This is a genomic window from Oleiphilus sp. HI0125, assembly GCF_001635355.1.
Genome location: NZ_LWGF01000043.1, coordinates 1 through 683, shown reverse-complemented (window position 1 = coordinate 683; position 683 = coordinate 1). Strand labels below are relative to the sequence as shown.

1 protein-coding gene and 1 tRNA gene are annotated in these 683 nt (G+C 46.7%); both read left to right on the top strand.

The features are described from left to right. Positions 1 to 461: aminotransferase class I/II-fold pyridoxal phosphate-dependent enzyme (locus A3762_RS00830; protein ID WP_156493100.1), on the top strand; the 461-nt coding region annotated here is incomplete at its 5' end. 51 nt (positions 462 to 512) lie between these two features. Continuing rightward, a tRNA-Asn gene (locus A3762_RS00825) sits at positions 513 to 588 on the top strand. Positions 589 to 683 lie beyond the last annotated feature (95 nt).

The following is a 683-nucleotide window of genomic DNA, read 5'->3' as shown; positions in this document are numbered from 1 at the left end:
CTTACAGCATGACCGGCTGGCGTATTGGTTACGCAGCAGGGCCTCAAAAAGTCATTGCAGCAATGAAGAAGATTCAATCACAAAGCACCTCAAATCCAGCATCTATCTCACAAGCTGCCGCTACCGCTGCACTAACTGGTGATCAGGAGTGCGTAGATGCAATGGTCGTTGAATTCAAAAAGCGCCATGACTACCTTGTCGAAGCGCTGAATGACATCAATGGCGTCAATTGCCTTGCCGGTGACGGAACGTTTTATGTATTCCCTGACTTCAGCAGTGCAATTGAACAGAGTTCTGCAAACTCAGATATCGAACTAGCCGAATTACTCCTTTCAGAAGCTGGTGTCGCATTAGTGCCAGGCTCTGCGTTTGGTTCGCCAGGGTGTATGAGACTCAGCTTCGCGACGAGCATGGAAGTCCTTCAAGATGCTGTTTCAAGAATCAAAAAAGTTCTTGGATAAACGCTTGACCAAGGAGCGTTAGATCATTACTATACGCGCCTCTTATGAAGTTCCCCGATAGCTCAGTTGGTAGAGCAACGGACTGTTAATCCGTGGGTCGCTGGTTCAAGCCCAGCTCGGGGAGCCAATTTGATAAGACATATTCTTAAAAGACGTCAGTGAAAACTGTACGTCTTTTTTTTATGCCTGCAATTTATGCATACAACGAATCCGTGGTAAACC